Source organism: Enterococcus sp. DIV0176 (genome assembly GCF_050528535.1).
Taxonomy (GTDB): domain Bacteria; phylum Bacillota; class Bacilli; order Lactobacillales; family Enterococcaceae; genus Enterococcus_B; species Enterococcus_B thailandicus.
On sequence record NZ_CP172879.1, the window covers coordinates 111,170 to 132,084 of the forward strand.

The 20,915-nt window shown below is 38.0% G+C and carries 22 protein-coding genes; 17 read left to right on the plus strand and 5 right to left on the minus strand.

The window, feature by feature from the left end; translation table 11 throughout:
- Nucleotides 1-179 precede the first annotated feature (179 nt).
- Nucleotides 180-476, minus strand: coding sequence for a hypothetical protein (locus IGJ66_RS00580; protein ID WP_067483467.1), 297 nt, complete (start codon nucleotides 474-476; stop codon nucleotides 180-182).
- A gap of 231 nt (nucleotides 477-707) precedes the next feature.
- On the opposite strand from IGJ66_RS00580, the gene IGJ66_RS00585 reads away from it, so the two are divergent.
- From IGJ66_RS00585 to IGJ66_RS00595, 3 genes are read left to right on the plus strand one after another with little or no spacing between them, the layout of a single operon-like run.
- Nucleotides 708-1,277, plus strand: a complete 570-nt coding sequence (locus IGJ66_RS00585; protein WP_067483700.1) for a GNAT family N-acetyltransferase — start codon at nucleotides 708-710, stop codon at nucleotides 1,275-1,277.
- 17 nt (nucleotides 1,278-1,294) lie between these two features.
- Entirely contained in the window at nucleotides 1,295-1,651 is a 357-nt protein-coding gene (locus tag IGJ66_RS00590; RefSeq protein WP_071868748.1) for an iron-sulfur cluster biosynthesis family protein, read from the plus strand.
- A 28-nt stretch (nucleotides 1,652-1,679) separates the two neighbouring features.
- Complete coding sequence (locus tag IGJ66_RS00595; protein ID WP_430616673.1) at nucleotides 1,680-2,579, plus strand: metallophosphoesterase; 900 nt, start codon at nucleotides 1,680-1,682, stop codon at nucleotides 2,577-2,579.
- 284 nt (nucleotides 2,580-2,863) lie between these two features.
- Here the strand turns inward: IGJ66_RS00595 and IGJ66_RS00600 are convergent, their stop codons facing one another.
- Entirely contained in the window at nucleotides 2,864-3,598 is a 735-nt protein-coding gene (locus IGJ66_RS00600) for an MIP/aquaporin family protein (RefSeq protein ID WP_067483461.1), read from the minus strand.
- A gap of 317 nt (nucleotides 3,599-3,915) precedes the next feature.
- Here IGJ66_RS00600 and IGJ66_RS00605 point away from each other — a divergent pair, with 317 nt between their 5' ends.
- From IGJ66_RS00605 to IGJ66_RS00635, 7 genes are all read left to right on the plus strand, one after another.
- The gene (locus tag IGJ66_RS00605; protein WP_067483459.1) at nucleotides 3,916-4,317 is read left to right on the plus strand and encodes a CidA/LrgA family protein; all 402 of its coding nucleotides are present in this window, start codon (nucleotides 3,916-3,918) and stop codon (nucleotides 4,315-4,317) included.
- The gene (locus tag IGJ66_RS00610) at nucleotides 4,310-5,011 is read left to right on the plus strand and encodes an LrgB family protein (RefSeq protein ID WP_095803346.1); all 702 of its coding nucleotides are present in this window, start codon (nucleotides 4,310-4,312) and stop codon (nucleotides 5,009-5,011) included. Before IGJ66_RS00605 ends, IGJ66_RS00610 begins: the two co-directional genes overlap by 8 nt.
- 62 nt (nucleotides 5,012-5,073) lie before the next feature.
- Nucleotides 5,074-6,609: a helix-turn-helix domain-containing protein gene (locus IGJ66_RS00615; RefSeq protein ID WP_067483455.1), complete on the plus strand. Its 1,536-nt coding sequence runs from the start codon at nucleotides 5,074-5,076 to the stop codon at nucleotides 6,607-6,609.
- A complete protein-coding gene (locus tag IGJ66_RS00620) occupies nucleotides 6,599-6,820 on the plus strand; it encodes a DUF2829 domain-containing protein (RefSeq protein ID WP_067483453.1) in 222 nt (73 codons plus the stop codon). Before IGJ66_RS00615 ends, IGJ66_RS00620 begins: the two co-directional genes overlap by 11 nt.
- Nucleotides 6,817-7,578 (plus strand): 3-oxoacyl-ACP reductase, encoded by a 762-nt coding sequence (locus IGJ66_RS00625; protein ID WP_430616674.1) that lies wholly within the window; start codon nucleotides 6,817-6,819, stop codon nucleotides 7,576-7,578. The genes IGJ66_RS00620 and IGJ66_RS00625 overlap by 4 nt, the downstream gene beginning before the upstream one ends.
- A 134-nt stretch (nucleotides 7,579-7,712) precedes the next feature.
- On the plus strand, nucleotides 7,713-8,222 hold the full coding sequence (locus IGJ66_RS00630) for a QueT transporter family protein (RefSeq protein WP_430616675.1): 510 nt from the start codon (nucleotides 7,713-7,715) through the stop codon (nucleotides 8,220-8,222).
- Between the two features lie 148 nt (nucleotides 8,223-8,370).
- Nucleotides 8,371-8,808 (plus strand): SLATT domain-containing protein, encoded by a 438-nt coding sequence (locus IGJ66_RS00635; RefSeq protein WP_067483449.1) that lies wholly within the window; start codon nucleotides 8,371-8,373, stop codon nucleotides 8,806-8,808.
- Between the two features lie 115 nt (nucleotides 8,809-8,923).
- On the opposite strand, the gene IGJ66_RS00640 is transcribed toward IGJ66_RS00635, so the two are convergent.
- Entirely contained in the window at nucleotides 8,924-9,475 is a 552-nt protein-coding gene (locus IGJ66_RS00640; RefSeq protein ID WP_075491312.1) for a biotin transporter BioY, read from the minus strand.
- Between the two features lie 142 nt (nucleotides 9,476-9,617).
- Nucleotides 9,618-10,229 carry a 30S ribosomal protein S4 gene (gene rpsD / locus IGJ66_RS00645; RefSeq protein ID WP_067483447.1) on the minus strand — a complete coding sequence of 204 codons (612 nt, stop codon included), beginning with the start codon at nucleotides 10,227-10,229 and terminating at the stop codon, nucleotides 9,618-9,620.
- Nucleotides 10,230-10,620: 391 nt separating this feature from the next.
- Between rpsD and IGJ66_RS00650 the strand changes: the two genes are divergently transcribed.
- The 7 genes from IGJ66_RS00650 to IGJ66_RS00680 all read left to right on the plus strand — a co-directional run bounded on the left by IGJ66_RS00650 (nucleotide 10,621) and on the right by IGJ66_RS00680 (nucleotide 18,733).
- Complete coding sequence (locus tag IGJ66_RS00650) at nucleotides 10,621-11,259, plus strand: DNA alkylation repair protein (RefSeq protein WP_067483446.1); 639 nt, start codon at nucleotides 10,621-10,623, stop codon at nucleotides 11,257-11,259.
- 19 nt (nucleotides 11,260-11,278) lie between these two features.
- Nucleotides 11,279-12,052, plus strand: a complete 774-nt coding sequence (locus tag IGJ66_RS00655; RefSeq protein WP_067483445.1) for a Cof-type HAD-IIB family hydrolase — start codon at nucleotides 11,279-11,281, stop codon at nucleotides 12,050-12,052.
- A gap of 186 nt (nucleotides 12,053-12,238) precedes the next feature.
- Nucleotides 12,239-13,036 (plus strand): TIGR00282 family metallophosphoesterase, encoded by a 798-nt coding sequence (locus IGJ66_RS00660; RefSeq protein ID WP_270492878.1) that lies wholly within the window; start codon nucleotides 12,239-12,241, stop codon nucleotides 13,034-13,036.
- A 9-nt stretch (nucleotides 13,037-13,045) separates the two neighbouring features.
- Nucleotides 13,046-13,465 (plus strand): YlbF family regulator, encoded by a 420-nt coding sequence (locus IGJ66_RS00665; protein ID WP_067483441.1) that lies wholly within the window; start codon nucleotides 13,046-13,048, stop codon nucleotides 13,463-13,465.
- Entirely contained in the window at nucleotides 13,413-16,031 is a 2,619-nt protein-coding gene (mutS, locus tag IGJ66_RS00670; protein WP_430616676.1) for a DNA mismatch repair protein MutS, read from the plus strand. Before IGJ66_RS00665 ends, mutS begins: the two co-directional genes overlap by 53 nt.
- A 17-nt stretch (nucleotides 16,032-16,048) precedes the next feature.
- A complete protein-coding gene (gene mutL, locus IGJ66_RS00675; protein WP_430616677.1) occupies nucleotides 16,049-18,151 on the plus strand; it encodes a DNA mismatch repair endonuclease MutL in 2,103 nt (700 codons plus the stop codon).
- A 21-nt stretch (nucleotides 18,152-18,172) separates the two neighbouring features.
- Nucleotides 18,173-18,733 (plus strand): Maf family protein, encoded by a 561-nt coding sequence (locus IGJ66_RS00680; RefSeq protein WP_368027164.1) that lies wholly within the window; start codon nucleotides 18,173-18,175, stop codon nucleotides 18,731-18,733.
- A 78-nt stretch (nucleotides 18,734-18,811) separates the two neighbouring features.
- Here the strand turns inward: IGJ66_RS00680 and treP are convergent, their stop codons facing one another.
- Nucleotides 18,812-20,794, minus strand: a complete 1,983-nt coding sequence (gene treP, locus IGJ66_RS00685) for a PTS system trehalose-specific EIIBC component (protein WP_430616678.1) — start codon at nucleotides 20,792-20,794, stop codon at nucleotides 18,812-18,814.
- Nucleotides 20,795-20,915 lie beyond the last annotated feature (121 nt).

The following is a 20,915-nucleotide window of genomic DNA, read 5'->3' on the forward strand; positions in this document are numbered from 1 at the left end:
TTTCATACTCAGTCCGTAAAATCAGTTGGTAACAGGCATTCGCTATCAATCTCGTAAGGACTGATTCGCGGCGGTTCATCGATTAAAAAAGTTGCGAGCCAGTGTAAGAACATCGTTCATCGCCTCCTTTAGGGTAAATCTATCATAAGTGATTCACCTTAAAGGAAGCTTAACTTACCTTACGCATAGTATTCTGCAAGTGGTTGGTATTGAACGATATTCATTTTACGATAAAAGTCGGCAGGTAAATGACTCCAGCGTTTTAATAATTGATAAAAATAACTTGCTTCAGCTTTGATTTTATATTCACTTAACGTCAAACCAAAGGACTTTTGTTGTTTCTTTGCCTGTGTTTCGTAAAATTGAAGAGCCGTTTCTTTGTCCTCATTGACAAAAAGAGTTTTGACTTCAATATATGATCCTTCAATGTTCTGAGTTTCTTCAATAAAATAAATATTTTTGATTTGCTCGCTCATAATGGTTCCTCCAAATACTTGATTTGCTTTGATAAGAAAACTATAACTAAGAGATATTAACAAACTGTGAACAAATCATTATTCTTTTTCAACTAGTTATTAAAACTTTCTTGTTTTGCTTTTCCATCTTGTTCTTTTAAGGAAGGTCTAAGGATAGTTAGGTAAATACTTGCTTCTTACAGCAAATTTCGCTACAGTAATTAGAAAACTAGAGATTGGTGCGTGTTGCAAATGGAATTAAAAGTAAACCGAAACTTGATTTTTGCTGAACATCAACAAATAGAAACAGCACGACTATGGTTGCGTCCCGTTTCAATTATGGATGCAAAAGACATGTTTGAATACGCGAATGATGAAGAGACGACTCGTTTTGTTTTTGTTCGCCATCAAACACTAGAAGAGACAAGAATTTCCATCGCCAATTATTTTATGAATGAACCACTGGGAAAGTACGCCATCGAAGTCAAAGAAACGGGTAAGATGGTTGGCACCATTGATTTGAGAATCGAAGACGTTGCGGCAGTTGCTGAGTTAGGCTACGTACTGAACAAAAACTATTGGGGAAATGGATATATTGCAGAAGCAGCGGAAGCTTTACTTGATTTGGGCTTTACCAAGTTAGATCTCGTACGCATTTTTGCTTATCATGATGTTGAAAATCCAAACTCTGGTCGCGTAATGGAAAAACTTGGGATGAAACAAGAAGGAATGATTCCTGATGCGCGACGTTGGAAAGAAAAAGTAATTTCGGTTATATTAAGAGGCATTACGAAAAGCGAATGGGCAGCAGCTCATCAATGAATGAGAGGGGAACAAGCATGGAATTAATAGTGACGAAGGAAGCACAAAGCTGGTTAGAAAAACATCGGGAAAAAGATGAACAAATTTTGCTGGATTTAGAAAATGGTGACGGGCCGTTTTCTGATAGTCGGATTACTTGTCAATTAGATACAGCTTTTCGTTTGATTTTTCTCAAGAAAGAGTCAACGGCTGATCTTAGTTTGTATTCGATTTTGGCAGATACGCCCCTAGGGACAATTCGTATCAAGAAAAGTGCCGAGATGTATTTAGATGATCCAACAACTTTAGCTTTAGAACCAACTTATCAAAGTTTACAATTGAAAGGGCCAAGTGGTTTATTAAAAGGGAACTTACCAGTCGTTCGAAAAGCTTGAAAAATTTCAAATAAGAAGGTAACAAAAAATGGGGAAATTGGCAGTAATTAGTGATTTACACGTAGATATCAATAAATTTGGCGAGTCGCAAATGAATGATTTGTGGCAAGTGTTACAAAAAAAGGAAATCACTCGCCTGCATTTAGCCGGTGACATTGCCAATAAGGTCAATCAGGCTTTGGCAGTTGTTGATTTTTTTGCAATGAAAGGATTGCCGACGACGTTTAACTTTGGGAATCATGAACTAGCAGACGTGACGGGTGAACCAATGATGAATCATTTCCCAGATGACCATTTTTTGAATGAACGTTACCTTGCATTAAATGATCACACAGTTCTACTTGGAATGAATGGCTGGTATGATTATCAGTTTTCTGAGCTAACGGATGAGGAACAAATTTTGCGGATGAAGCGATTGTACTGGTATGACCGAATGATCGAACGAGAAGGAACCGATTTGGAAGTCAATGAGCAAGTGCTTGTAGCAACCAAGCAACTCCTTGAAACACTTACGCAAAAAAAATTAGATGTCATATTGGCTACGCATTTTGTGCCCAAAAAAGAATTTATTGTATATCAATCTGCGCCTTATGAACGTTGGAATAAATTAAATGCTTTTTTGGGTTCTGCTTCAATGGGGCAACTTTTGGATCAATATACCAATGTAAAACAAGTTGTTTTTGGGCATACCCATCGTCGATTTGAAGACCAGGTCATTCAAGGAACGAAATATAGTTGTCGGCCATTTGGTTATTATTATGAATGGCAACTGACAAGGCAATTTGTGTTACAAGAAAAGCTGGTAGAAAAATATAATCCAATGAAATTGCGTGGTGTTTTACGTGATCATTATCCAGCCTTTTTGGCCTATCAAAAAAAGCATTTGCAAGAAGAGTTTGAGCGAGCACTAACAATTATTGATTATTAATTGGATAACTAAAAAGGATGGGACAAGTAGTTGCTTTGTTCCATCCTTTTTAGTTATAAATATGAACAAAACTGCTACCTTCATTGAAATGTGTCAATTGTTCGCATACTTTTTTGCAATGCTAGCTTGTTTCTAGCGCAATGATTCTGTTAAGGATGAATGTACGCCAAGAAAGTGAAGCTAATTTGGAAAGGTGGGACTGTTTATATTGAAAAATCAACGCATTTGATTCAAAAAAAAACTCACAATGAAAAATTTCATCGTGAGTTTTTTTATAGATAAGATTAAGCCATAAATAATGCTTTGTATAAGAATACTGCAACGATCCCAGCGCAGATAGGTGCAACGACTGGTACCCAAGCATAGCTCCATTGTGATGAGCCTTTGTGTTTCAATGGTAAAATTGCATGTAGCAAACGAGGACCAAGGTCACGAGCTGGATTTAATCCAGGACCAGTAGGACCACCTAGTGAAGCTACAAGTGTCCAAACAAGGAAACCAAGTGCTAAGTGAGCAGTTCCAAGATTATCTTGGAAGAAAGGTGCTTTGGTAATTCCTAAAGCGCCAAAGAATAAAACAAATGAACCAAAGAATTCGTTAACGAAACCGTTGAATTTAGAACCAACACTATTGATAGTTGAGAAAGTTCCTAACACGTGGTTTACGTCTTCTGTTTGATCGTAGTAAGGTTTGTAACAAGCAACAACGACTAACTGTCCAATGATTGCTCCAAGGAATTGTGCGCCAATATAAGGTGCAACTTCTGCCCAAGGGAATAATCCGTTCATTGCTAGAGAAATAGTAAACGCAGGATTGATGTGGTTTCCACTGATTCCACCAAATACCATTGCAGGAATCATAACCCCACAGCCGTAACCGACAGCGATCAACATCCAGTCACTACCATAACCTTTTGTACCTTTTAAATCTACATTTGCTACAGCGCCATTACCTAAAATAATCAATAAAGCTGTACCCAACATTTCCGCCGCAAGACGAGTCATTAATGAGTAATCCATATATACCTCCAAAAATTTATAAAAGTGCAAAAAAAAAGAAACATCAACACAAAAGCAGGTGCGGTGTCTCGTGCTAGTCATTCTTCGAGGTCGTAATAAGTGCAATCAATCAAAAGAAAAAATGATTTCGACCAACTTGAACAAGCTAACCCTTTTTTTAGAAAAAAAGTCCCCTACAACTCACCAACTTCACTTTTAAATATACCAAAGAAAACTTATTTATTTTTTCAAAAGATGCTTCTTAGAAACAACACGTTTTGAAACTTTCAGAAAAAGATTGTTAGTAAAATGAAAATCAGACGTAAGGAGTGTATTACATGAAATTTTTTCAAGAGTTTTTCATTATTCTTTTTTTCTCTGTCTTAGGCGAGGGAATACGAGTGTTTGCCCATCTACCAATTCCGGGAAGTATTTTAGGTATTATCTTTTTGTTTTTAGCATTTGAAATGAAATTAGTAGACCCTGAAAAAATTGGGGCAACTGGTGATTTTTTATTGAATAATCTGACCATTTTATTTGTACCTGCTGGCGTGGGATTATTGGAATATTATGATGATATTGCGACTATCTGGCCTATCTTATTGGGTGCAGTAGTTGTTTGTGCGATTGTTACGATGGTTGCTGCTGGGAAAACAGCAGAAGGTGTCGAAGCAGCAATCAACTATTTACAAGAGCGGAAAATTCAAAAAAATGAAGTGGAGGATAACCAAGTTGAGTGAGTTTCTTAAAAACCCATTGTTTGGTCTTAGCCTAACTTTAGGTGTGTATGTATTATCAGATAAATTTTTGCGGAAATACAAATTGCCGATTATCAATCCTTTAGTGCTATCAATAGTTGTTATTATTTTCTTTTTACATTTTACAGGAATTAGTTATGCAGACTATAATGTCGGCGGGAATTTTTTAACGATGTTAATTACTCCTGCAACAGTTGCATTAGCGATTCCTTTATACAAGAATCTACATTTACTCAAAGAAAATTTCTTTCCGGTCATTTCAGCGATTTTGGCTGGAATTTTGGCGAATTGTTTAGTTAGTGTTGGAATTGGCTCTCTTTTTTTGTTGAAGAAGGAAATGGTCATCTCTTTATTACCAAAATCTGTGACAACAGCAATCTCCGTTGATCTTTCTCATACAATGGGTGGCGTTAACGCAGTTACTTTAGCAATTGTTGTATCAACGGGTATTTTTGGTTCATTGATTGCAACACACATCTTTCGTTTGTTTAAAATCAAAAGTCCAGTTGCACGAGGTGTCGCTTTAGGTAGTACCTCACATGCCATTGGGACTGCAAAAGCGATTGAGATTGGTGAAGTGGAAGGGATTATTTCTGGGCTTGCTATTTGTGTTAACGGGATGCTCACAGTTTTCTTACTACCGTTGATTTTCCAACCCTTTGCTAGTTGGTTTTAATGCGGGAAATGGCGTTTTGTGCTACAATAACCAAAAAGTTCTAGCACAAAGGAGCATAGCAAATGTATTTGTCATCAGATTATCTCAAGACGTTTGATAAAGACTTATATTATCAGATTCTCCTGCTGGAAAGCTTCGAGGATCATGAGTGGCACACTGCGGCTCAGCTTGCACAAAGTGTACAGCTTGACGCGCGGAGTGTCACAAAATATTTAAGTGAATTAACAAAAAGTTATCAGCGCTTCAGCGGAAAAACACAAGCGCTCTTTCGTAAAAATCGGCGATCAGGTTACAACTTTTCAACGACGTTGGATCCGATAGAACATGAACGATTTTTAATCTATCTCGTGCAAAGTACGCTGAAGTTTCAGTTATTGCACGACATTTTTTTTGAAGAGTTTCGGACGATGTACCAGTTTGCTCAAAAAAATTATATCAGTGAGTCAACAGCGCACCGAAAAATCAATGAATGGAAACAAGAGTTACATTCATATGGAATCACGTTACAACGGAGAAGTTATGTCGCAAAAGGGGAAGAAGAAATCATCCGCTTATATTTACATATGACTTTTTGGCAATTGTTTCGCGGAAAAATCTGGCCATTTGAGACCATTTCACAAACAGATGTCAAAAAAATCGCAGATCAAATTATTGATTTTTTCCACGTTCAACTTAATGAAATCAAAAAAAGAAGACTCGAATACATGCTAGGTGCATTCTTTTTACGGAAATCACAAAAACATTTTGTTATTTTAAATCGCAAGAAGCGCGAGCTTATTTCTAACAATTTGTTATTTAAACGTTTTTGTCAAGCAATGGCACCAGTGTTCCCAAATTATTTTCAAGTTGAGGATGAATTAGGTGCATTGTTTTTAGTGTTGATGACTAGGGAAGAGTACTACTGTAATCCTCAAATCAGAGAAATGATCTACTCGTTTCATCATTCAGCAGAAACCCCGCCATTTAAAGCTTTGCGGGAAGCGGAGCGTGCTTTGCTACTTTATCAAAAAGAGCAGCATCTACCTGAGGAACCTTTGTCATTGGAAGCAGAGAATTATTTATTTAGTAGCCATATCTTTACTTTTTTATTTCCAGATGCAAAGGCGACGATTGATGGCAACAGTAGCGATTTTCATAATCATCTGATTGTGAGAAATCCTAAATTAAACCAATGGCTGCTCTCTTTTTTTGAAGACGCAAGAGAAACGGAAGCTAGTTTAGCGTTTCAAAATCAGGGGTTTTTGATGGCTCGTTATCTAACGGTCATGAAAACGTTAGGTGCGTTTATGACACAATTACCAGAAATTACTGTTTTGTTAATGACTGATTTCCCCGTTTTTGAAGAAGAATTGTTGATGGCAAGTCTTCATAATTTTTTCCGTAATGATTATCGACTGGTTTTTCTACCGGCGAATTATCGTGGGCGAGAAGCTGATTTACTGATTTCGACGAGCAAGGTGCATAAAAAACCTTGGGCAGACCTAGATTATTTTATTGTTGCTCAAGAGTTACAGTTGACAGATTATATTCAGTTGACTCAAAAATTACAGACAATTCAAAAAGAAAAAAGTGAGAAGGGGTACAACAATGACATTTGAAGAAATTTTACCAAAAGTGAAACAAGGTGCGAAAATGATTCGCAAAGGCTGGAGCGGCTTTGAGCTGTATGTCGTTTTAGTCACAGATGATGAATTTGATGGTTGTCCAGTAACGCCTTATTTTCTAATCAAGACAAGTGATGAAGGATTCTCAAGTTTTGCACCGACTGTGTGTGATATTTTAGCAGATGATTGGGAAATAGTTGAATGAGCAACCAGTATCCGGACTTAGCAAGACAAGTCGTTTTTGTCACCGGTGCGGCTTCAGGGATTGGTGAAGCACAAGCGCACGCTTTTTTAGCGCAGGACGCTTTTGTGTTTGGGTTTGATCGACAAGCAGGGAAAATGGCAACAGTAGCGCAACATTTCCCTGATCAGTTTGATTTTTTTGTAGGTGATATAAGAGAACAAGCTTCAGTAGAACAAGCAGTTAAACAATGTCATGAGCATTTTGGCACTGTGACTATTTTGTTAAATACTGCCGGCATTCTGGACGACTATAAACCACTACTTGAAACAAGTGAAGAATTGTGGGAAAACATCTATGAAACAAATGTAAAAAGCATGTTTCGCGTGACGAAGGTATTGTTACCTGAAATGCTCGCCCAGCAAGCTGGTGTGATTATCAACATGGCTTCCATTGCCGGCTTAGTAGCTGGCGGCGGTGGAATTGCTTATACGAGTGCCAAACATGCAATCGTTGGTTTTACGAAACAGCTTGCTTTAGATTATGCTGCAAAAGGGATTCGGATAAAGGCGATTGCGCCAGGTGCAATCGAAACACCTATGAACGCAGCTGATTTCGCAGGAACAGGAGAAATGGCTCAGTGGGTAGCAGATGAAACACCAGTTAAACGTTGGGCGAAACCAGAAGAAGTGGCAGAACTGACTTTGTTCTTGGCGACGCCCCAAGCGAGTTATATCCAAGGAGCAGTTGTGCCAATCGATGGTGGCTGGCTGCTAAAATAATCTTGAGTTTTTTCTTGATTCCTGTATGATAAATGTAGCGGAATTTCCGCACTACGGCACTTCAGTTGGAAGAAGATTCCCATCCTTTGGCCGTAGTTATTACCAAGATGTTGATCTTGCAAAGGAGAACAATTATGGAACAGAAAAATAGCCAGACTGCTAGTCGCTGGACGACGACAGAAGTGGCAACAATGGCGTTAGTTACTGGACTTTATGTGGCAGTGACCGTCTTTTTAGCTGTCATTAGTTTTGGTGCAATCCAAATTCGTTTATCAGAAATGTTTAATTATTTATCGTTGTACAATAAGAAATATATTATTTCAGTAACTCTTGGTGTTGCCTTGGCCAATCTGGCTTCGCCATTGGGACTCGTCGATGTCGTCGTTGGAAGTGTCAGTACATTGATTGTTTTGCTAATTAATTATCAAGTAACCAAATGTGTCAAGAATATGAAAATAAAAATGGTTATTACTGCATTGATTTTTGCTTTTTCAATGTTTACGGTGGCAGGTCAGTTGACTTTTTTCTATCAAGCTCCCTTTTTCTTTAACTGGGCAATCATTGCTTTAGGAGAGTTGGTGTCAATGGCAGTCGGCGGTGTGATTATCTATTGGATGAGTAAAAAAATTGATTTAACAAAATAAATGATTCGTCTATTGTGAGTTTGATGGGAACTTGCAGTGGGGACGATTACGTGAAGAGCTTACGGGAGTGTCTTAAGCTCTTTTTTTATTTTGGAGTTAAAGTTATACTAAATAGAACGACAGGATAAAAATGAAAGAAGTTTTGTGTATGGAAAAAAATCAGACGAAAGATAATTTCAATGAATACATAGAGAAAAGAATCAAACAACCAATTATTCATCTACGCAAAAAAAGAAAACGATTGAAGAAAGTCATCTTTGTTAGCAATGCATCGAAATTGATTTTGTCTTCCTGTATACCCGTTCTAGCATCAATGGTGCCTGAGCACATGTATCTATTAACGGTCATCTCGATTATCAGTGCAATCGTGGCTGTACTTCAGGGGTTGCAAACGTGGAAAAATTTTGAGGAGCAGACGTTAGCCATCTCTAAGTTTATCAACGAGTTGGAAAAAGAATATTTTCTCTTTTATGTAAAGTGGGAAGAGGGAACAAGTACGAAAGCTGAGGTTGAAAAATTTGTCGAAAGCGTTGAAAACTTATACGACGAACAAATTAATGAAATGCTTGATTCTAGTTCAAATTAAACACAGAAAAAGAGTGGAACGAAACGCTAAGCCGTTTTGTTCCACTCTTTTTTCTGCTGAAAGTTGCTCTGCTTTGAACTTTTTTGAGTCAATGATATGAAGCAAAACCTCTATTTTATGACTGTGGCTGTTCAAATGAAAAATATTTTGGTAAACGATGACGAATGACTGTTCCTAGGTAACCGGCAGCAACTGCTTTGATGATTCCTGGTAAAATAAATGGAATGAATCCGCTAACTATGGCTGTATTCCATGATAAATCGCCACTAGCTTTTAGCCAAATGACACCAAAAATGAGTGTGACAAATGAACCAATCACGTTAGCAAAGATTACCCAAGTATAACTAGAAACATTTTTTTCAACGAGGTAACCAGTAAGCCATGCTTGAAAAATGAAACCAATCAGATAGCCACCAGTGGGTCCAAAAACAATACTCAATCCACCTGATAGTCCTGCGAAAACAGGTAGTCCAATAGTTCCTAATAATAAATAAATTAAGACAGAAAGTGTCCCACTACGTCGCCCCAATAAAGTAGCCGTTAGTCCAATCGCGAAAGTTTGCCCAGTCAATGGAACAATACCTAATGGAATCGTAAATTGAGATAAGATAGCAATAATAGCTGAAAATTCTGCAGCAATAATAAGTGGCTTCAATGACGTTTTCATAATTCCCTCTTTTCGTTAACTTCGTTTTTTATATTGGTTAACGATAGTTTAGAAGAAAAAATTTAATTTGTAAAGTGTTTTTTGCAAAAAAAAACCAAAGCCAACCATCCGAAGATAGTTGCTTTGGTTTTGAAGCCATGAATTATAGGCTTTGGTTGTAGTATTCAACGACAAGAGCTTCGTCGATTTCTGGATATAGTTCGTCACGTTCTGGTAAACGAGTTAATGAACCTTCCAATTTTTCAGCGTCAAAGCTTACAAATGCTGGACGTCCAACAGTAGCTTCTACAGCTTCTTTAACAGTTACGATGTTTTGTGATTTTTCACGAACACCGATTACTTGACCGATTTCTACGTGGTATGAAGGAATATCAACACGTTTGCCATCAACAGTAATGTGGCCATGGTTAACTAATTGACGTGCTTGACGACGAGTAGTTGCAAGACCTAGACGATAAACAACATTGTCTAAACGTTGTTCTAGTAAGATCATGAAGTTAACACCGTGTTTACCTTCTTTGATTTTGCTAGCTTTAACGAACAAGTTACGGAATTGACGTTCGTTCATTCCGTACATGTGACGAAGTTTTTGTTTTTCAGTTAATTGCATACCGTATTCAGATTGTTTGCCACGGCTGTTAGGTCCATGTTGACCTGGTGCGTAAGGGCGACGTGCTAATTCTTTACCTGTGCCTGATAATGAAATACCTAAGCGACGAGAAATTTTCCATGATGGTCCAGTATAACGAGACATTGAGATTTCCTCCAATAAATTAAATTTAGTTTTTGGAGTAAAATAATCCGTTAAAAAATTCATATTCGTTTAGTTTGTTCTTCAATCTTCACCTTTGCAGCCGCGGTTACACAATTGAACCCGAATCGGGGCAACAAACTAGGGACGAGCTATTATTTTCCTGCTGCATTATTTTACACAAACTACAGTATAGTTGATTTAAATGGCAAGTGTCAAGTAGATAAACACGTAAAAACGCTTTACAAACAATCATATGCTCTATAAAATGAGAAGGTGTCTGTTAAATCAATTTAGCTGACAGTAAAGAAAATTTTTAAAATAAGCATAAATCATGAAATGGTAAGGGAACGGTAAAGGAAAATCGCTTATTATTTTGAGCGGAGGAGCTAACTTGGAAGAACTTATTTTTCCTAGGAATGAAGAACAAGCTGTGCCTATGGCAAAGTATATGAAAAATCATTTTCCGTTTGCGGGCGTGCCAAAGCCGGAACGTGCGCGTTTACAAAAAAAGTTTTTGGTACAAAGCAAACAACTAGAAGTGACAGAAGTTTTGTCACTTGCAAAAAAATATTATCAAAAAGCAGAAAGAGAATATCAATATGTAGCAATTGAGTTGATTCAGCTCAATGTAAGGCGTCTGGCATTCTCTGACTTGGTAATGCTGTTATCACTCGTGCAAGAAAAAGAGTGGTGGGACAGTATTGATTCTTGGCGTAAAGTATACACGACGTGGTGTAAAGCTCACCCAGATCAGCTAGAGCAAGTATTTAACTTGTTCATTCAACAAGAAGATTTTTGGCTGCGAAGGATCGCAATTACTTTACAGTTGGGATTAAAAGAAAAGGTAAACCAGTCGCTATTGAAAAAAGCAATCCTGCAAGATCGAGAAACAACAGAATTTTTTATTCAAAAAGGGATTGGCTGGGCATTACGCGATTATAGCAAAACGAATCCTGGTTGGGTAAAAGATTTATTAGAACAAGAAGCATTAAGTAAGTTAGCAGTAAGAGAAGCCAGTAAATACTTATAAGAAAGCGAGACGATCAGACATGAAACGAGGCTTATTTGCCTTTGATATTGACGGAACGTTATTGGACACGAACAAGCAAGCATTGGATAGTACAAAAGAGGCATTGCAACAATTGCGTCGAGCAGGACATTTAGTGACAATTGCAACAGGGCGTAGTCGTTTTCATGCGCAAGAAATTATTCGTGAGTTAGAATTTGAAAATTATATTTTATGTAATGGTGCAGCTGGGTTCTTGGATCACGAACAAGTTTACAAAAATCTGTTGGATCGTGACCAGCTAGATACGTTTGTTGAAGAAGCGCAGACAAAAGAAATTGATACAGCCTTTGTTAGTTTGGACAATATGAAACGATCTTCTTCTAATGATGTTCAAATCATGGAAGAGGCGATGCATTCATTTGGCGCTGTGTTGCCTGAGTTGGATCAATTTTTTGTTGAAGACCAAGACATTTATCAAGCTTTAGCATTCTTCAATAAAAGCTACGACACACAATTTCAAAAATATGACAAACTTCGTTTTGTTCGTTGGCATGAAAACAGTGTAGATGTTGTACCACACGATGGTTCAAAAGCTGCAACGATTCTTCATTTGGCAGACCAAGTTGGAATTCCTCGCGAATCTATCATCAGTTTTGGTGATGGACTGAATGATCGAGAAATGTTACGTGAATCGGGGATTGGTGTGGCAATGGGAAATGCGTCAGCAGAAGTTCAAGCTACAGCTAATTTGGTAACTGACACGAATGACCAAGATGGCATTTGGAAAGCACTGAAAAAATTAGCTGTAATTTAAACACAAATAGTCAATTCGTGATTGTTGACCCTTGATAAAAAAGTTCGAGACTTTCTTTCGTCTCGGCCTTTTTTTGTTCAATCGTTTGTCTTACGCCTCATAGTTACAACCTTCTCAGAGAGCTTTTCTTTCTTAAAAAAAACTACTATAATAATAGAATGATGTTAAAAGAGAAGAGGAATCAATGTGCGGGTATTGTTTATTGGTGATGTAGTGGGTTCGATGGGGAGAGAAATGATTACGGAATATGTCCCTCGTTTAAAGAAAAAATATCGTCCACAAGTAACCATCGTGAATGGTGAAAATGCAGCTTCTGGAAGAGGTATCACTGAAAAAATCTATAAAAAACTTTTACAAGATGGTGTGGATGTTGTGACTATGGGAAACCATACATGGGACAATCGCGATATTTTTGAATTTATTGATGACGCGAAAAAAATGGTTCGTCCAGCAAACTTTCCAGAAGGAACACCAGGTCAAGGAATGGTATTTGTCAAAGTCAATCAAGTGGAACTTGCTGTTATCAATATGCAAGCTCGTTCATTTATGACGGATTTGGATGACCCATTTCGTAAAATGCAAGCATTAGTTGCTGAAGCAAGAAAAAGAACGCCAATCATTTTTGTCGATTTCCATGGAGAAACGACTAGCGAAAAACAAGCAATGGGCTGGTTTTTAGATGGTGAAGTGTCAGCTGTTGTTGGAACACATACACATGTCCAGACCAACGATGCACGGATTTTGCCAAAAGGAACCGCGTACTTAACGGATGTCGGTATGACAGGACCATATGATGGTATTTTAGGTATGCGTCGGGATGTAATTATCGAAAAATTTTTAACGGCAATGCCAAAACGTTTTGAAGTTGTGGAAGAAGGTCGCGCTATTTTATGTGGTTGTTTGTTAGAAATTGATGATGCAACTGGAAAAGCAAAAGATATCCAATTGATCCAAATCAATGACGACCGACCATTTATGGAATGAGGCAGATCAATGGCTTTTTTAGAAAATGAACCAGAGATACAAGAAACAGTTGAGCAACTGACCAAACTTCTAAGCAACAATGAAATTATTATCCGCTATAAAGAGTTAGAAGAAAAGGTCCATCAAAATAATTACTTAAAAGAATTGACCGAAGAGATCAAAGTGGCGCAAAAAGAGGCAGTCCAATTTGGTCACTATGGAAAAGTGATTGCTGAGCAAACAGCAATCACTCGGGCGAATCAATTGACGAAAACATTTGAACAGCACCCTTTAGTGGTTGCCTATCGTCGCCAATTGCTCGAGGCAAATGATCTCTTGCACCATTTAACTGGGTTGATTCAAGATGAAATCAATGAATTATTAGAGGAGGAAAACGATGCCTCAAAAAACGAAGAACACACCAATGATGGAACAATATCTAAGCATTAAGGCGCAATACCAAGATGCTTTTTTGTTTTATCGTCTTGGTGATTTTTATGAACTATTTTATGAAGATGCAATCCAAGTTTCACAGCTATTAGAGCTAACACTAACGAGTCGAAATCGTAACGCAGATGATCCGATCCCAATGTGTGGCGTTCCGCATCATGCAGCCCAAGGGTATATCGACAGTTTAGTGGAAAAAGGTCATAAAGTGGCGATTTGCGAGCAAGTTGAAGATCCGAAAACAACGAAAGGTATGGTCAAACGTGAAGTTGTTCAGTTAATTACACCAGGAACAGTCATGGACAGTAAGGGACTTTCTGCAAAAGATAATAATTACTTGACTGCTGTTGTACAAGAAGACAATGAATTTGGTTTTGCTTATGTTGATTTAAGCACAGGTGAGTTAAAAACAGCGCATCTTTTTGATGAAGAAGGCGTTTTAAATGAAACTTCTGCATTACAGACAAAAGAATTAGTTCTGGGTACAGAAATTTCTGCTAGCCTACGTGAACAACTAAGTATTCGTCTGGGCTTAGTTTTTTCTTCTCAAGAAACACTAGAGGAAAATGCCGAATTTAATTTTTTGACTCGCGAAATAACGGATGGTCTTGAAAAAGAAGCTACAGGTAAGTTATTAACTTACTTGGCAGTGACGCAAAAGCGGAGCTTAGCGCATATTCAAAATGCGGTGGAATATCAACCAGATCACTATTTAAAAATGGATTATTATTCCAAATTCAATTTGGAATTAAGCCAGTCGATCCGAACGGGTAAAAAACATGGCACTTTATTGTGGCTATTAGATGAAACAAAGACCGCAATGGGCGGCCGAATGCTAAAACAATGGCTTGATCGACCATTGATTCAATCGCATGCGATTAACGCTCGCCAAGAGATGGTGGCCTCCTTAGTTGATAGCTACTTTGAACGAATTGATTTACAAAGTGCTTTGACCAAAGTTTATGATTTGGAGCGCTTAGCTGGCCGAGTGGCATTTGGAAATGTTAATGGTCGTGATTTGATTCAGTTGAAGACGTCACTTGAACAAGTGCCGATGATCCGTCAACTGATTGAAGGAATCGACCAAGGACAATGGCAATCGCTATTAGAAAAAATGCAACCAATGGAAGGGCTAGTTCAACTAATCAGCCATGCAATTAAAGAAGACCCTCCATTACAAATCACAGAAGGTAACGTGATTCGTGATGGGTTCAATGAACAATTAGATGCCTATCGTTCAGCCATGAAAAACGGGAAACAATGGTTAGCCGAACTAGAAGCCCGTGAACGAAAAGAGACCGGCATCAAAAATTTAAAAGTTGGTTTCAACCGTGTGTTTGGGTATTATATCGAAATTACAAAATCAAATTTAGCAAACTTAGAAGAAGGAAAGTACGAGCGTAAACAAACGTTAGCAAATGCAGAACGCTTTATTACGCCAGAGTTGAAAGAACTAGAAACTCAAATCCTTGAAGCAGAAGAAAAATCTGTTGATTTAGAATATCAACTATTTTTAGCTGTTCGCGAAGAGGTCAAAAAAGCCATTCAACCTTTACAAACGTTGGCAAAATCAATCAGTGCGGTGGACGTGTTGCAAAGCTTTGCAACAATCAGTGAACGTTACCAATATGTTCGTCCAATCTTAACGAATAATAGCCAACAATTATGCATTCAAGATGGCAGACACCCAGTCGTTGAAAAAGTACTGGGACATCAAGAATATATTCCAAATAGTGTTGAGATGGATGAACAAGAGATGATTTTATTAATCACAGGACCGAATATGTCAGGGAAAAGCACGTATATGCGCCAACTTGCATTAACCGTCATTATGGCACAAATGGGTTGCTTTGTTCCGGCACAAAAAGCCATTTTGCCGATTTTTGATCGAATCTTCACTCGTATTGGGGCAAGTGATGACTTGATTGCTGGCCAAAGTACCTTCATGGTTGAAATGATGGAAGCCAATCAAGCATTGCGAAATGCTACACCCAATAGTTTGATTCTATTTGATGAGCTTGGTCGTGGGACAGCGACATATGATGGGATGGCGTTAGCACAAGCAATCATTGAATATATTCATCAAAATGTTCAGGCAAAAACACTTTTCTCGACGCATTATCATGAACTAACAGTCTTAGACCAAGAATTATCTCAATTAAAAAATGTTCATGTAGGAGCAGTCGAAAAAGATGGAGAAGTCGTCTTTCTTCATAAGATGATGGAAGGACCAGCAGATAAAAGTTATGGGATTCATGTAGCGAAAATTGCGGGACTACCAATCGATTTGTTGAAACGAGCATCAACGATTTTAGCAACACTTGAATCTGGGGAAGAAAAACATCATCAAATCCCTGTTGAACCAATTAAATCTGTTGTGAAGGTACAGGAAGAGCCTGCACAGACTTCGAAAGCACAAGTGAATGAGGAAACACAGCAACTTTCTCTATTCTCTGAGCTGACTGATGAAGAACAAGGGGTTGTTACGTCATTAAAAGAACTTAATTTATTAGAAATGACGCCAATGGACGCACTGAATAAATTATATGAATTGCAAAAACAACTTTAGAAAGAAGGCGTAGACCCATGGCGAAAATCCAAGAACTATCAGAACGTTTAGCCAATCAGATTGCAGCCGGTGAAGTCGTCGAACGACCTGCATCGGTTGTGAAAGAATTGGTTGAAAATGCGATTGATGCAGGAAGCAGTCAGATTGATATCTTAGTGGAAGAAGCTGGTCTGCGAACAATTCAAGTGATAGATAATGGTGAGGGAATTTTGACCGATGACGTTGAAAGTGCATTTAAGCGTCATGCAACAAGTAAAATTCATAATCGAGATGATCTATTTCGGATTCGTACACTTGGCTTTCGTGGCGAAGCGCTTCCAAGTATTGCCTCTGTTTCTGAATTAACGATCGAAACAGCTAATCAAGAAGAAAGTCAAGGCACTTATGTAGCGCTAAAAGGTGGCGAGATTATGGAACATCGTCCAGCACCATTACGCCAAGGAACGAAGATTACGGTAAGCAATCTTTTTTTCAATACACCTGCTCGCCTCAAATATGTCAAAACGTTGCATACAGAACTCGCAAATATTGGAGATATTGTGAATCGCTTGGCGTTAAGCCATCCAAACATTGCTTTTCGCCTCGTTCATGATGGCAATAAAATGTTAGCAACAGCGGGAAATGGGGAACTCAAACAAACCATTGCTGGTATTTATGGTTTAGCTACTGCCAAAAAAATGCTAAAAATTGAAGCAAAAGATTTAGACTTTGAGCTGCTGGGTTATGTCTCGCTTCCAGAGGTAACTCGTGCCAGCCGAAACTATCTATCAACGATTATCAACGGACGTTATATCAAAAACTTTGCTTTGAATAAAGCAATTGTAGCTGGTTATGGCTCAAAATTGATGGTTGGTCGATATCCAATTGCTGTTTTAGAAATCAAAATGGATCCACTATTAGTTGATGTGAACGTTCACCCAACAAAGCAAGAAGTTCGCTTATCCAAAGAAAAAGAATTGACTGATTTGATAGCAAATGCAATACAAGAAGCACTGAGTCAAGAAAATTTGATTCCTAGTGCTGCAGATAATTTACGATTTAAAAAGAAAGTAACAGATCAGCCAAAAGTTGAACAAACAGAAATTGATTTATCTTATGCGTTTGAAGATGAAAAACCACAAAAACCACAAAGTTTAAATTTTGATCGAGAAACAAGTAGTTTTTACGTGAAAGAAACCGAACAAGCTAGTTTTGGAAAAGTTGTTGATAACTCTGTGGAAAATGTTGAAAACTTTGCTCCGTTTTCTGAAGAATCGACAAATTATCCAGAAAATAGTGGGAAAACGGTGGATAAACACGAAAACTCTGTGGAAAACTTTGTAGAAAAGTCTGTTGATAAAATTACAGAAGAGACATTATCCACTGTGGATAATGTTGAATTTCAAGAAGAACTATTCCCAACTGTTGAAATGAACGCCTCAGAACAAGTTTACGAAGACGAGCTTGCCTTGCATCCAGAATTTGGTCAAGGGAATAGCCGGGCATTGGATCAAGCCATTCAAAAATTAGAAACAGAAAAAGTAACTGAACGTTTTCCCCAACTGGAATATTTTGGACAGATGCATGGCACTTATCTATTTGCACAAAGTAGTACGGGCTTATACATTATCGATCAACATGCGGCACAAGAACGTATCAAGTACGAATATTTCCGTGAAAAAATCGGTGAAGTGTCAAATGACTTGCAAGAATTGTTGGTACCTTTTGTTTTGGACTATCCCAACAATGATGCATTGAAGCTAAAAGAAAAGAAACATTTACTTGAAGAATCCGGTATTTATTTGGAAGAATTTGGGCAAAATAGTTTCATTGTACGGGCTCATCCAACATGGTATCCAAATGGAGAAGAAGAATCAATCATCCGAGAAATGATTGATATGTTGCTGACGACAGGCAGTGTTAGCGTGAAAAAATTCCGTGAAGCAACGGCAATCATGATGAGCTGTAAACGTTCAATCAAAGCAAATCATTATTTGAATGAAGCACAAGCTCGCGTATTGCTAAAAGATTTAGCACAATGTGAAAATCCCTTCAATTGCCCACACGGCCGACCAGTATTGATCCATTTTACTAATTCGGATATGGAACGGATGTTTAAACGTATCCAAGATCCACATTAAAAAATAGGAAAGAGGCAGAAAATGAAAATAGTATTAGCTTCTCAATCTCCTAGAAGAAAGGAACTGCTTGGTCGTTTAGTTTCTGAGTTTGCAATTCAACCAGCTGCTATTGATGAGACGCCGATTAAGGGTGAAGATCCTGTCACGTATGTTCAGCGAATGGCATATGAAAAAGCACAAGCAGTCGTGGAACAGCAAACGGAACAAACATTAGTAATTGCTAGTGACACAACGGTTGTTCATCGACAACAAATTTTAGGGAAACCGGTAGATTTAGCGGATGCAAAAGCAACGCTTCAATCATTAAGTGGGGAAACACATCAGGTATATACTGCTGTTGTCTTAAAATCAAAAGAACGTGAAGAAAAGATTTTAGCACAAGCAGAAGTAACCTTTTATCCACTAACAGAACAAGAAATCGATACGTATTTGGCGACAGGAGATTATCAAGACAAAGCAGGTTCTTATGGCATTCAAAGTTTTGCGGGTGCATTTGTCAAAGAAATAAGAGGCGATTACTACAGCATTGTTGGTTTTCCAATTGGCGCAGTTAATCAGTCGCTGAAAAAATTTGTGTTTTAAAGAAATAAAAAAATAAGAGCCACGACAATTGTCGTGGCTCTTATTTTTTTACTATTTATGAATCAAAGAGCGAAAGACTTAGCGAACTTCAGCTTGACCAACTTGTTCTTCTGGGCGAACAAGTCCAGTTTTATCAAGTGAGAAGCTGTCAATTTTTTCGGTGTTTGTTAAGACAACAAGAATGTCTGTTTTCTTGCCTGCTTGTTCTACTTGTTCGACAGCCATTTCTGCAATCAGTGAACTTGGTGTTACTAACTCGCCTTCTTGAACATGAACAGTGAACGGAGTGCCTTTTAACTCAACTGTATCTAAGCCCATGTGTACTAAAACTTCAATACCTTCTTTAGAAAGAATACCAATGGCGTGTTTGGTTTCAAAAATGTTAGTGATTGTTCCAGTAACTGGTGAGAAAACTTTATTGTTAGCTGGTACGATAGCATAGCCGTCACCCATCATTTTTTGTGAGAAAACTGGATCATCTACGTGAGTGATTTCTTTTAGTTCACCTGCAGCAACTGCAAATAATTTTTCTGTTTTAAGCGCAGTAGTAGTAGCTTCAAATTGCGTTTTTTCTGGGACAGCTTTTGTACCGTTTGCCGTTTCAAATTGTGCACCGATAGCTTCAGTAGCTGGCGAAACAGGATCAATTTTGTTTAAGATTCCTTGGCGTCTGAAAATAACTGTTAAACCAAATGGAATAAAGATGGCGATAATCATTGCGATAATGAACGGTACCCAAGACTCTGCTTGAATTGCTAAAATTCCTGGTAAGCCACCGACACCAATTGCATTTGCGCGAACGCTCATCAATGTGGCAAACATGCCAGCTAAACCAGAACCAATCATTGCGGCAACAAATGGATAAACATATTTTAAATTGATACCAAACATAGCAGGTTCAGTAACTCCTAAGTAACAAGAGATCATAGCAGGAATCGAAATTTGTTCTTCTTTCTCGTTTCCACGATGCAAGAAAATAATTGCTAAGACGGCTGAACCTTGTGCAATGTTTGACAGAGCAATCATTGGCCAAAGATTTGTTGAGCCAAAGTCTGCAATCAATTGCATATCGATTGCATTCGTCATGTGGTGAAGTCCTGTAATTACGAGTGGTGCGTATAAGAAACCAAAGACAGCACTGAATAACCAGCTGATTGAAGAAGTTAAACCAGCATTAACGACAGTTGAGATCCAGCTTCCGATTGTCCAACCAATTGGCCCTAAAATTACATGAGCCGCTAAAACAGTTGGGACTAAAGAGAAAAGTGGAACAAAAATCATCGAAATCGATTGTGGAATAATTTTTCGGAAAAAGATTTCTAAGTATGCAAGCATGAATCCGGCCAACATTGCAGGAATAACTTGTGCTTGGTAACCAATCATATCGATTTGTGCAAACCCAAAATCCCAAAATGGAATATCTGCAGCTGCAGTAGAGGCAACGCCATAAGCATTTAATAATTGCGGAGAAACTAAGGTAATACCTAAAACAATTCCTAATATTTGCGTAGTGCCCATTTTTTTCGCGATGCTCCAGGTAATTCCGACTGGTAGGAAATGGAAGATTGCTTCACCAGGTAACCATAAAAACGCATTCACGCCACTCCAAAACTGTGAGTGCTCAACGATTGTTCCACCAAGGCTATCAAATTGGATTCCTTCTAATACATTTCGAAATCCTAAAATCAGTCCACCAACAATAATTGCAGGAATCAATGGAGTAAAAATTTCAGCTAAGACAGCGACTGCTCGTTGAATAGGATTCAGATTTTGTTTTGCATATGCTTTACTTTGTTCTTTTGAAACGCCTTCTACACCAGATACAGCAACAAAATCATTGTAGAAAGTTGCTACATCGTTCCCAATGATAACTTGAAACTGTCCAGCATTAGTAAACATTCCTTTTACGCTTGGAATATCTTCTATTGCTTCCTCATTTGCGACTGCTGGATCATTTAAAACAAAACGCATTCGAGTGGCACAATGGCTGACTGCAGCAATATTTTCTTTTCCGCCGATTTCTTTTAATAATTTCTCGGCATCTGCTTGGTACTTTGTCATAAGAAAAACTCCTTTCGTTCAACTTGTCTATGCAAGTTTCTTGAGTCAACTATACTGGAATCAAAAATAAAATGCAAGCGTTTTATTCCAAATGTTGTCATTGGTCGCCGGAATCGGTTTC